At 49.0% G+C, this 10,351-nt stretch carries 11 protein-coding genes and 1 tRNA gene; 6 read left to right on the top strand and 6 right to left on the bottom strand.

The features are described 5' to 3' along the window. Positions 1-193 precede the first annotated feature (193 nt). From Q0393_RS01120 to serS, 4 genes are read right to left on the bottom strand one after another with little or no spacing between them, the layout of a single operon-like run. The gene (locus Q0393_RS01120; RefSeq protein ID WP_298977245.1) at positions 194-1,561 is read right to left on the bottom strand and encodes a sodium-dependent transporter; all 1,368 of its coding nucleotides are present in this window, start codon (positions 1,559-1,561) and stop codon (positions 194-196) included. 9 nt (positions 1,562-1,570) lie between these two features. Beyond that, a complete protein-coding gene (gene rsfS / locus Q0393_RS01115) occupies positions 1,571-3,190 on the bottom strand; it encodes a ribosome silencing factor (protein WP_298977243.1) in 1,620 nt (539 codons plus the stop codon). Beyond that, positions 3,187-3,912, bottom strand: a complete 726-nt coding sequence (locus Q0393_RS01110; RefSeq protein ID WP_298977242.1) for a hypothetical protein — start codon at positions 3,910-3,912, stop codon at positions 3,187-3,189. Before Q0393_RS01110 ends, rsfS begins: the two co-directional genes overlap by 4 nt. Positions 3,913-3,919: 7 nt before the next feature. Then, a complete protein-coding gene (gene serS / locus Q0393_RS01105; protein ID WP_298977240.1) occupies positions 3,920-5,170 on the bottom strand; it encodes a serine--tRNA ligase in 1,251 nt (416 codons plus the stop codon). A gap of 140 nt (positions 5,171-5,310) precedes the next feature. Here serS and Q0393_RS01100 point away from each other — a divergent pair, with 140 nt between their 5' ends. Genes Q0393_RS01100 through Q0393_RS01075 form a run of 6 tightly spaced genes read left to right on the top strand, consistent with a single transcriptional unit; the run spans position 5,311 to position 9,427 of the window. After that, complete coding sequence (locus Q0393_RS01100) at positions 5,311-6,060, top strand: DUF4198 domain-containing protein (RefSeq protein WP_297942313.1); 750 nt, start codon at positions 5,311-5,313, stop codon at positions 6,058-6,060. 12 nt (positions 6,061-6,072) lie between these two features. Continuing rightward, positions 6,073-6,780, top strand: a complete 708-nt coding sequence (locus Q0393_RS01095; protein WP_298977238.1) for a hypothetical protein — start codon at positions 6,073-6,075, stop codon at positions 6,778-6,780. Then, complete coding sequence (gene cbiM / locus Q0393_RS01090; protein WP_298977237.1) at positions 6,770-7,372, top strand: cobalt transporter CbiM; 603 nt, start codon at positions 6,770-6,772, stop codon at positions 7,370-7,372. The genes Q0393_RS01095 and cbiM overlap by 11 nt, the downstream gene beginning before the upstream one ends. Then, a complete protein-coding gene (locus tag Q0393_RS01085) occupies positions 7,369-8,010 on the top strand; it encodes a hypothetical protein (protein WP_298977235.1) in 642 nt (213 codons plus the stop codon). The genes cbiM and Q0393_RS01085 overlap by 4 nt, the downstream gene beginning before the upstream one ends. After that, complete coding sequence (locus tag Q0393_RS01080; RefSeq protein WP_298977233.1) at positions 8,007-8,654, top strand: energy-coupling factor transporter transmembrane component T; 648 nt, start codon at positions 8,007-8,009, stop codon at positions 8,652-8,654. Before Q0393_RS01085 ends, Q0393_RS01080 begins: the two co-directional genes overlap by 4 nt. After that, positions 8,651-9,427 carry an energy-coupling factor ABC transporter ATP-binding protein gene (locus Q0393_RS01075; protein WP_298977231.1) on the top strand — a complete coding sequence of 259 codons (777 nt, stop codon included), beginning with the start codon at positions 8,651-8,653 and terminating at the stop codon, positions 9,425-9,427. Before Q0393_RS01080 ends, Q0393_RS01075 begins: the two co-directional genes overlap by 4 nt. A 57-nt stretch (positions 9,428-9,484) precedes the next feature. Here the strand turns inward: Q0393_RS01075 and Q0393_RS01070 are convergent. Both Q0393_RS01070 and Q0393_RS01065 read right to left on the bottom strand, forming a co-directional pair. Then, positions 9,485-9,561 (bottom strand) — tRNA-Glu (locus Q0393_RS01070). Between the two features lie 160 nt (positions 9,562-9,721). Beyond that, positions 9,722-10,159 carry a PH domain-containing protein gene (locus Q0393_RS01065; RefSeq protein ID WP_298063939.1) on the bottom strand — a complete coding sequence of 146 codons (438 nt, stop codon included), beginning with the start codon at positions 10,157-10,159 and terminating at the stop codon, positions 9,722-9,724. Positions 10,160-10,351 lie beyond the last annotated feature (192 nt).

Raw genomic sequence — 10,351 nt, 5'->3', positions numbered from 1 at the left:
CCTAGTCGCAAGACCGCCGTGCCGCAAGTTTCAATACAATGTGTCGCACCGAGTAAAAACTTACGCCGCAGCGTATGCAACGGAACGAATGAAATTTTAAAATTCTACACGCCTTGGCATAAAATATATTGCGGCGAAGTGAGCCGCAGCGCCGCGGGTAAATTTAAAATTTAAAACTCTCGCGGCTTTAAATTTAGCCGAAAATCCCGTATCCGAAGATCACCGCGATGATAAGCGGCAGGATAAATTTGACGTACAAAAACCAAACTCCCGCGAGCCTCGCGCCGAGATCGCCTTCGTTGGTGAGCTCGTAGATCGCGTCCTTTTTCAGTACCCAGCCCACGTAGATGCAGCACAGCAGCGCCGTTAGCACGAAAAATACGTTCGCGCTTACGAAGTCGAAGGCGTCGAAAACCGAGCGCCCCAGAATTTTAACGTCCGCAAGCACGCTGCTTGAGAGTATGCAGGGCAGGTTGCCAAGCACGAAGACGCCGCCGAGCGTTAAATTTACCGCCTTTAACGTTGAAAATGAAAAGCGCTCCTCGACGAAATTTATGATGACCTGATAGATCGTGATCGACGTCGTAAGCGCGGCGATGAGCAAAATCGAGAGAAAGACCACCGCGACGGCGTTGCCGAACGGCATGTGCGAAAACGCGATCGGCAGGCTCTTAAAAACCAGCGACGAGCCGCTGCTCGGCTCAAGCCCCGCGCTAAAGAGCGACGGGAAGATCATAAAGCCCGCAAGTACGGCGATGAGCGTGTTTACGACTGCGGTGATGGTGGCCGTTTGCATCAGCTTCTCGTCTTTATTGAGGAAGCTGGACAGCGTGATCATCACGCCGAATCCGAGCGAGAGCGCGAAAAAGACCTGACCCAAAACGTCGATCAAAAGCTTGGGCGTGATCTTGGCAAAATCGACGCCGAGATAAAATTTCACGCCCTCCTTTGCGCCATCAAGCGTTAAATTTGTAAGGATTACCGCGATGAAGCACAAAAATAGCGCGGGCATTAGAAATTTTACGAATTTTTCGATTCCCTCGATGATGCCGTTTTTCAAAATATACCAGTTGATCGCTATGAAAACGATCGTGTAGCCACCGACGCTAAGCGGGCTATTTTCGATGTGATCTGCGTAGAATTTCTGCGTAAATGCGGGGTCTGTGATCCGCGCGGAGAGGTCGAAGTTGCCGCTTACGATGTTTACGATATAGGTTAGCACCCAGCCACCGAGAACCATATAGTAGGCTAAAATTCCAAATGCGCCGATTACGCCCATGATGCCTACGATTTTCCATGCGGGCTTTATGCGCGAGCCGTCCTTTTTAGGCGCTGCGAAAGCATCGACGCAGTTTCTTAGCGCGCGACGTCCGATGACATTTTCTACCAAGATCATCGGGATTCCAAGCACGATCATTGCGATGCAAAATATGAGCACGTAGGCGCCACCACCATTTTCGCCGACTAAATACGGGAACCGCCACGTGCAGCCAAAGCCGATCGTGGCGCCCGCGACGGTTAAAATATATGTGAGCTTGCTGCTCCAGGTCTGTCTCGGCACGCTCCCTCCTTAAAATTGCTCTTTTTTGAGCTTGTCGAGGAAGTCCTCGATATTGTATTTGGCGCGGTATGTCTCGCTGATGAGATGGACTATGATGTCGCCGAGATCGACGACACTCCACTCATCGCCGCTTTCGATAGCCAAAAACTCCTCGCCGAGCGGCTTAAGCACGCTTTTTAGCTCCTCGATGAGCGAGGCTGCGTGGCGGGCGGTCAGCATAGTGGCGATAACTACGAATTTCGCGATGTATTCGCGCCCCTCCATATCGATGATCTGGACGTCTTCGGCTTTCTTTTCGTTTAAAATTTCGGCGATCCGCTCCGCCCTTTGCTTTGGATCTTGCATATCTTTCCTTTTATAAAATTTTATGACCTCTGCTGCGATCTTGGGCGGGATTTCGCCTTTGAAATCTCGCCTAAAACCGCTTGAGCTCGCATCTACGGCAATCTCGATGCGCCTTAGGCTCGCCCACTGCCGCGGGATCTCGTAGCCGGGCCTCGTAAGCACGACAAACTCTGCTAATTTCTGCAGCTCGCTAAAGTTGCGCCATTTATGAAGCTCCGATAGGTTGTCGGCACCCACGACGATGTAGAGCTTTGGTATTGTATCCGTGCCGCTTGCGCTACCTATGCAATTTACTGCGTTGCCTGCGCTATGCGCGTCGTTCGTATCATTTATGTCGCTTATGCCGCTCGCATCGCTTACGTTGTTTGCTTGGCCTGCGCCGTTTGTATCATTCGCGCCGTTTGCGTTATCATTTGCTTTACTTGCGCTGCTTACGTTATTTGCTCTACCCATGCCGTTTGTTTCATTTGCGCTACCGCTTACGTTGCGTACGTCGTTTACACTACCGCTTGGAATTTTATTCGCGCCCGAAATTTCATCCGCATCCGAACTCTCGCTCGCTATGCTACTTGGAATTTCGCGGTTTTTTGCGTTTAAAATTTCGCTCGCATTTGAAATTTTATCTGCGTTTTGGATTTTACTCGCGCCGTCCTCGCTGCCCGCGTTACTTTGTGAAATTCCGTCCATTTCGCTTTTGCTACCAATCGAAATTTGATCCGCTATTCCGCCTTGCAGAGCTTCGTTTTTTGCGTTAGCGGGGATGCTAGTCCCGTCCGTAATATCGGCGGTGCAGGCATCGTCGCTTGAAATTTTAGCTATGCCGTACGACAAAACCCTATCCGCCTTGCCGGGCAAAATTTTGCCCGCGCTGCCCAAAATATGAGCACCGGCAGAAATTTTATTCGCAATATTTGCGCCGTTAGGTAAAGCCCTATCCGTTACGGCTGTCGGGGTTTCGCCCGTTCCGCCTGCCGTTTCCGACGTGATTTTGCCGCTTGCGCCGTATTTTTCGAGCAGAAATTTCACGCTTTGTATCGTGGGTACCGGGCGGTTTTGCGAAATTTCATAATCACTCACCTCCACATGCGGGGCATCGCTCCACAGCGCGCGGCACCATCTAAGCCGCAGCTGCGGCGGCGCCGAAAAGCTCTTTTTAAACGGGTTTAGAAACGACGGCATTATGACCAACAAATCAGGCTTTAGGCCAGATAAGATCGCCTTTACCGCGGCATCGTGTCCTGCGTGTGGCGGATCGAAACTGCCGCCGAAAAGCGCGATCTTCACGCGTCCGCTCCGCGCCGTTTCATGCCGCAAAATTTCTCGCCCTTCGCCGCAAATTTTGTGGCATAAAATTTTTTGCGGCGTGATCTTGTTTTATGAAATTTCACGCCGTAAAATTCCGCTTCGTCAAATTTTGTTGCAAAAAATCCTGCGTTTTGCAGCGCAGTAAATTTAAAAGGCGCAGCGGCGCAAAGACTAGGACTGCGTCGTAGCCCTTTTGCGGCGATAAATTTAAAAAGCGCGCCGCTACGAAATTTTACCCCGAGGAATTTCGCTGCGTTAAATTTCATTTTAAGCTCTAAATTTGGCGTCCGAAACTTCATCTCACTAAATTTCATGCCGTGAAATTTGGCCGCATAAAATTTCGCAGCGCGAGCTAAAAAACCCGTCTCGCGCAATCTTGCTTTGTAAAATTTAACGCCGCGCGCCCTAAATTTCGACTTGCAGAATTCCGTGCCGCGAAAGTTCGCTCCTAAAAATTCTGTTCCGCAGGTCGCAAATTTCGCGCCATTAAATTTCTCGTCGCGAAATTTAAAACCGCCAAGCGCGGCAACGTGCGCCTCAGGCTTTGCGTTACAAAATTTCGTGTTACTAAATTTTGTTGCAAAAAATCCTGCGTTTTGCAGCGCGAAAAATTTAACGCCGCGATCCATAAATTTTACCGCGCAAGACCTCGCGGCTACGAATCGGGCGTTAGAATTTGGGTTTTTGTAAGGCTTTTGCACGGGCCGCCTACATATATTTTTCTAAAACGCGCGGAATTTCGATGCTGCCGTCTTTGCGCTGGTAGTTTTCCATCACCGCGATCAGTGTGCGGCCGACTGCGAGCGAGGAGCCGTTTAGCGTGTGAACGAGGCTGTTTTTCTTGCCGTCTTTGAAGCGGATCTTGGCTCTGCGCGCCTGAAAATCGCGACAGTTGCTGATCGAGCTGATCTCTCTGTATTGGTTCTGTCCCGGTAGCCAAACCTCCAAATCCACGGTCTTTGCAGCGCTAAAGCCCAGATCGCCGCTGCAAAGCAGCATGTGTCTGTGCGGAAGGCCAAGGCTAGCTAGCAGATCGCTCGCGCACGAAATCATCTCCCCAAGCATCTTTGCGCTATCTTCGGGGCGCGTGATGGCGACGAGCTCGACCTTTTCAAACTGGTGCTGGCGGATCATGCCGCGCGTATCGCGCCCCGCCGAGCCCGCTTCCTTGCGAAAGCAGTGGCTGTAGCTGGTGAGTTTGATCGGCAGCTCCTCGCTGCGTAAAATTTCATCGTTAAAGAGATTCGTCGCCGTAACCTCGCTCGTAGGGATGAGGTAGAGGTTTTGCTCCTCGTCGTCAACGCGGTAAAGATCGTCTTTAAATTTAGGCAGCTGGCCCGTGCCGTAGAGGATCTGATCGCGCACCAAAAACGGCATATTTACGAGCTCGAAGCCGCGCGAGTTATTAAATTCGATCATGTAGTTGATGAGAGCCATATTCAGTTTCGCGCCCAGCCCTCGGATCGCGGTAAAGCGGCTGCCGCTGAGTTTGACGCCGCGCTCGAAATCAAGCCATCCCAGCGCCTCGCCGAGCTCGAAGTGCTGCTTGGGCGCGAAGTCGAACGTGCGCGGATCAAGCACCTTTTTGATACAGACGTTTTCGTTCTCGTCCGCGCCGATCGGCACGTCGTCGTCGATGATATTCGGCACGCACGCGGCGATCGCTTCTAAGCTTTGTTCGCGCTCGTTTAAGAGCTCGCTTAGGCTTTGGATCTTTTGCTTGTTTTCCTCAAGCTGCGATTTTAGCGCGCCTACGTCTTTGCCTTCGCGCGCGGCGAGGCCGAGCTCCTTGCTCTTTGCATTTTGCACGGCTTGGAGGTTTTCCAGCTCCGTCTTTTTAGATTTTAGCTCGTTGTAGGCATTCAGTAGCGTTTGCAGGGTTTGCGGCGGGACTTTTTTGGCGATAAGTTTTTTATTAAATTCGTCGAAATTCGTCTCGATAAGTTTTAAATTTATCATTTTCTGCCTCTTTTTGGTAATTTAAATTGCGACATTTTAACCAAAGTTTGCTTTAAATACTCAAAATAAACCCACATTTAAGCAATACGGATGAAAAAAAGTGATACAATTCCGTAATATTTTATTATGAAAGGTATTACATGAAGGCAAAATTTGCTTTTTTGGGAATTTTCGCGGCGAGCCTTGCGTTCGCACATTTTGGCATTCTTACGACGGATAAAAATGTCGTAGAGGATCAAAAAAACGCTATCGTGAAGCTAAATTTGGAATTCTCCCATCCGTTTTTACAGGAGTCTATGAATCTACAAAAGCCCGCAGAATTCGGCGTTTTTATTGACGGCGAGAAAAAATCGCTCCTAGGCAGCCTAAAAGAGCAGAAAAAGGGCGAAAATTCCTATTTTGCGGCGGAATTTAAAGCTGACAAGCCATCACTTTTGGCGTTTTATTTTGATCCGAAACCCTATGCCGAGCCGGCTGAGCGCAAGATGATCCGCCATATCACCAAAACCTACGTCGATGCTTACGGCGCGGGCGAAGGCTGGGATAAGCCGCTCGGGCTAGAGGCGGAGATCGTACCGCTAGTGCGGCCTTATGCGCTGTATGCGGGAGAGATATTTAGCGGAGTTTTTTTATTGCACGGAAGGCCCGTCCCGGGCGCGGATGTGGAGATCGAGCTATATAACGATAAGGGCTACAAAGCCCCTAGCGAGGCGCATGTCACGCAGGTCGTTAAAACCAACGGCGCGGGCGAGTTTAGCTTCGTGATGCCGGTTGCCGGCTGGTGGGGCTTCGCGGCTCTTAGCGAGGAGGAAGCCGCCAAAGGAAGCGAGCAGCCCGTAAATGAGCTGGGCGCCGTGCTTTGGATCAAGGCGGACGAGCTGAAAAAATAGGGGAGCGGCTCGGTGAGATCTCTTTTTTCAGGTAAAATTTGCACCGCTGCGGATAAATTTACGCTTGGGCAGAGCTTTGAAATTTTATTTTCGCGCGTTTTGCTTGGCGGTGTAAAATTTCAAGCGAATTCTGCGGCTAAAATTTTAAATGTCAAAATTCCGCCGAGCAAAATTTTAAGAAACGGAGCTCTGCTGCGTGGAATTTTGCTCGGTAGGAATCCGCTCTTAGTAGCTTCGAGCCGTAAAATTTCACATCCGTGGATTTACGAGCGTAAAATACCAGCACGTAAAATTTCGTTTTTTGAAATTTTAAAAACCCTGACTTTTGAAATTTTGCAGGCTCTGTTTTACCGCGCAAGCACCGCACCAAGATCGCTCGGAGCTTTAAATTTTACGTCGCGAAATCCGCTTGCCGCTCTTACAAAAGTAGCAAGCGAAAATTCTTGCGCCATGCAAGCCGTAAAATTTATCAAATTTACTGGTTCCGCAAGCAGCTCCGAGGCTGCTTCGAGTCTTGCGCTAACAGCCGCCGCAAATAGGACGCAAGCCGCGAGTTTTACAGCCGAAAATTCTGTCGCGGCAAAAGCCGTAAAAGTAAGACCTGTAATAATCAAAGCGATTATCGCAAAGGTCGAAAATGCCTTAAATTTAGCTACTTCGCGCGTTTTTGCGCGTCTAAAAAACAGGGGCGATTTAAAGGGGGCGAGCCGTGCACATTAGTGAAGGAGTTTTGAGTGCGCCCGTGCTGCTCGCAGGCTGGGTGGTTACGGCGCCTGCAGTAGCGGTGATTTTATGGCGCGTAAGGCAGTCTGAGATCCCGAGGATCGCATGTTTTAGCGCGCTATTTTTTGTCGCATCTTTTGTACACCTGCCCGTGGGCGTCAGCTCCATGCACCTGATGCTAAGCGGGCTCGTAGGCGCGTTTTTGGGCTCGCGAGCGATCTTGGCGATTTTCGTCGCGCTGTTTTTGCAAGGGGTATTTTTCGGCTTCGGGGGGCTTAGCGTGCTCGGCGTAAATACCGCAGTCATCGGCTTTCCAGCGGTTTTAGGCGGGCTCTTTACCGCCACCGCCTCAAAAGCGCAAGAGCTAAAAGCGCGCACGCAAAAAATTTATCTATTTTTGGCGGGTTTCGTGCCGATCGTTTGCTCGATGCTGCTTCTTGATCTCGTGCTTTTCATCAGCGGACGGGAGTTTTTTGCTATCGCGACGCTCATCTCGCTCGAAGGCGCGATCCTGGCTGTTTTGGAAGGGATCATCACCCTTTTTGCGCTTAGCTTTATTACGAAATTTTACGGCGGACAGAGACGATGAGAACGCTATTTTTCTTAGCGGTTTTTACCTCCTTCGCATTTTCGCATGCGCTTCATCTTTTCGCGACGCAAGAGGGCGATAGAGTGGAGATTTATAGCTATTTTTATAAAAATTCTCCCTGCATGGAGTGCGAAGTTTTAATCAGTGCGGACGGGCGCGAAATTTTGCGCACTAGGACCGATAAAGAGGGACTTGCGAGCATAAAGATCCCGGCTAAAAATTTTACTATTCAAATTTACGGAGGTGCAGGACACGGCGCGCAGATGGAATTTAGCGCCGAGAACTTTGCGCCGCAGAATTCCGGCAGCTCCGAAAATTCCATGCCACAAAATTCTGACGTTTCTAAAAATCCTGTGCCGCAAAATTTGAATGCCGCTAAAAATTCCGCGTCCGAAGACAGCGCGCCCGAAAATATCGCGCCGAAAGCTAGTACGCCTGAAAATAAAATTTCAAGCGTTTCTGAGCCTTTGGAAAATTCCACCTCGCAAAGCATCTTGCCAAAAGAAAGCCCTAAGAGCGATATTAGGAGCATGGCGTTTCAAAGCCAGTCCGCCGAGGCGCCTAAAATCGCGCTTTGTTTGGCATTGATTTTCGGCTTTTTTGCTTTGATGTGGCTAGCGAAAAGAGCGCGCAAATGAGCCCCGCCGTATCACTACTCGCGTTTTTCATCTTCAGCTTCGGTGTCGGACTTAGCGGGCAGCTTTATGCGGCGTTTTTTGCCCCGCCGATGCTTCTTTTTGCGCTTAAAATTTCGATTGCGCGCGCGGTTTGCACAAGGCTTGCGGTATTAAATATCTTTGCGATCTTAAGTGCGTTAAGCCCCGCTATAGTCGGCAACTACGAGCTTGCGGGCGTGATATTTTTGCGCGCGAATTTGATAATGGCGTTTGCGATTTTGCTATTTTACGGCAAGGATGAATATTTTTTCGCGCGCGGATTTTACGGGCTCGGGCTCGGCGAAAAGCTAAGCTCTTTGGTGTATTGCTGCGGGCGATTCGTAAATTTTTTACGCTCGGATCTAGCGAGGCTGCAAGCACTTTTGCGGATGCGCGGATTTGTAGGGACGAGCGGAATTTTCACCTATAAAATTTATGCGAATTTAGTTGGAATTTTAGCGATTTCGGCGCTTGAGCAGGCAAGAAATTTAAGCCTGGTAATGAGCGCGCGAGGGTTTTGCGGTAGGCTATTTTACGAACGTCGCGAGGGCTTTAGCATCTCGGAGGCCTCGTTTTTGGCGTTCGTGCTGGCGTGCGTATCTGTTAAAATCGGAGCTATCTTATGAGCTGTTCGCTTAAGGCGTATGGGATAAGCGCTAAAAACGGTGAGCGAGAAATTTTTCGCGGCGTAAATTTGAGCGTAGGGCATAAGGAAAAAGTGGCGATCTTGGGCGCGAATGGACAGGGCAAGACGAGCCTGCTTCAAATTTTAGGCGGCCTAAGGCAATGGGGCGAGGGCGAGATTGAGCTTTTCGGCGAGAAGCTTGATTGTGCGGAAGATTTTGTAAAATTTCGCCACGAGATTGGGTTTTTGTTTCAAAATAGCGACGATCAATTTTTGTGCGCGAGCGTGTTTGAGGACGTCGCATTTAGCCTGCGTGCGCAAAATGAGCGGTTAAAACGAGCACAAAATGCGGAGCAAAGGCGTGGAATTTTTTCTAAATTTTTTGGTCGTAATTCGCAAATTTTAAGGCAGGGCAGCGAAAACGACCATCTAAAAAAGCTTGAAATTTTAAGCGAAGAGCAGATCAAGCGCAAGGTACTGGAGACGCTACGGCGCCTGGGAATCGAGCATCTGTGCGAGCGGGTGCCCTTTCATCTAAGCGGTGGTGAGAAAAAGCTGGTGGCGCTTGCGGGCGCGTTGGTGTGCGAGCCTAGGATACTACTGCTGGACGAGCCTACGACGGCGCTTGATGAGGCGATGCAGGAGCGCGTGGCGGGGATTTTGGCGGAGCTTGACGTAAGCGAGATCATCGTCTCGCACGATAAAAACTTCATCGATAAAATCGCGGATAAAATTTATTATTTAAAATCTGATGGGCTGTATGAAAGTCCATGATAAAATCATAGATAAATTTATCGTTTAAAATCAAGAGGCTTGTATAAAAGTCCATAATGGCGACCCTTGCGGGATTTGAACCACGCGTTTTCGCACTGAGAATGCAACGTCCTGAGCCACTAGACGAAAAGGTCAAGAAGTCGCATTATAGCGATAAAAACAAAATTTTAGATAAAATGCCGGCGGCGGTGCAAGCATAAATCGCTTGGAATTTTAAAAGCCGGCGCGGCATAGAGTAAAATTTGCAACGTAAAATTTTATGATTTGGCTGAAATTTTATATGCAAGACGGAGCCTAGCCGATCTTTTCCATCGCCTTGTTTTTAAACGCTACGGGATTAGCGATAAATTGGAAGCTAACCGCGGTGCCGCCGGTGCCTCGCACCACTATGGTACCGAATTTTAAAATTCGTCCCAGGATACTCTGCATTACGGATATGCTTTCGATTTTTTCATATTTTAGTTCCACCGTTTCACGGCTAATAAGACCCTTTTTGCCGATTATACGTTGATTCGTGATAGCGAGCTCGTTTGTTTTTAAAACAATAAACCCATGAATTAGCGCCGCTATAAAACCGCCAAAGCATATGAATGAAAGTCTATCGTCTTTATTTATGATTCCAACTATCGCGGGAATCAATATGACGATAGCGGAGATAAAAACCGCCCAGTGAATTTTGGCTTTAGCAATCACATTTTCGCTATTTAGAAGGTTAGACTCTACGTAACCCATAAATATCCTTTAAAAGAATTTTAGGCTTAAATTATATCCCCGCCTCATTAATCTTGACTTAAATTTTATGCGGCAGCAGCTCGTGTAATGACAGATTGGACGATCGGGATTTGCGCGTAAATTTAGATTAAATTTTACGCGGGCGGTTGCGAAATTCAGCGCAAAATTTATGGTTAAATTCTGCGCACTAGG

It is taken from the genome of uncultured Campylobacter sp. (assembly GCF_938015785.1).
Classification (GTDB): Bacteria; Campylobacterota; Campylobacteria; order Campylobacterales; family Campylobacteraceae; genus Campylobacter_B.
This window is presented reverse-complemented; position numbering and strand designations above follow the sequence as displayed.